The organism is Oleiphilus sp. HI0067, assembly GCF_001635735.1.
Genome location: NZ_LWFI01001562.1, coordinates 1 through 991 on the forward strand (window position 1 = coordinate 1; position 991 = coordinate 991).

The 991-nt window shown below is 45.5% G+C and carries 2 protein-coding genes; both read left to right on the forward strand.

Features of this window, described 5'->3' with window-relative positions; all coding sequences use genetic code 11:
- The coding region (locus A3739_RS31090) for a hypothetical protein (protein WP_231877148.1) at nucleotides 1-215 on the forward strand (215 nt) is incomplete at its 5' end.
- A 6-nt stretch (nucleotides 216-221) separates the two neighbouring features.
- On the forward strand, nucleotides 222-991 hold a 770-nt coding region (gene holB / locus A3739_RS25495), incomplete at its 3' end, for a DNA polymerase III subunit delta' (RefSeq protein WP_068503228.1).

The window sequence follows — 991 nt, forward strand, 5'->3', positions numbered from 1 at the left end:
GATATTCGAGAAGTTTAACTCGCGTTGAACGTCGCTATTTGCGTTGTTTGTTAGTGTTGCGAGTTTTTCGCGTCGAGCGTTTGCGCGGTGAAACGCCGATCAATTTTTATAAGCGTGTGAGTGATGCTTTGCCGACATATATAAAAAAATATCTTGCCATTCGTACTCGCGAGCTGCACAAAAAACTATACAATGCGGATCTGTCTTTAGAGTAGTGAATTATGAATATCATGCCTTGGCATGCTGAGTTGGTCGAGACAATCTCAGATTTAGAAAAAAGAGACGCATTACCTCATGCGGTTATGTTATCAGGCGGAGAAGGCTTAGGTGTCGATGTGCTTGCGCATACTCTAGCTAGGGCATTGCTGTGTGAATCGCCTGCTTCTGGTTATCCCTGCGGACAGTGCAAAGCTTGTCATTTGATGGAGGCAGGGAGCCACAACGACTTTATGTCTCTTGAGCTAGAAGAGGACGCAAAGCAAATTAAAATTTCTCAGGTGAGAAGCTTGGTTGATTTCGTTAGCGAGTCTAGCATGCGTGGCGGACATAAGGTTGCGGTGATCAATCCGGTCGAAGACTTAAATATCGCCGGTTCAAACGCCTTACTAAAAACGCTTGAAGAACCAGCAGGCGATACGATTATATTTCTCGTTGCGCAGCGTCAAGAAGCTGTATTGGCAACTATTCGTTCTCGTTGCCAGATCTTAAACATCCAGCCGCCCTCACATGAAGATGCTTTATCGTGGTTAATGCAGAGTTTGCCTGCTGCAGATTCTGATGTTGTTCATTCATGCTTGAGTATCTCGAATGGCGAGCCAGTTACAGCGATGCGATTTATTGAGCAAGACGCTTGGGGTCAGCAAAAAACTATGATTGAAGGGCTTGGTGCGGCCGTTAAGCGTAAAAAAACAGTCAGCGATTTGGCTGAGTCATGGGCGGATGACTATTTGCAGGATCGACTCGTTTGGCTGATTCAATGGATCGAGCAAAT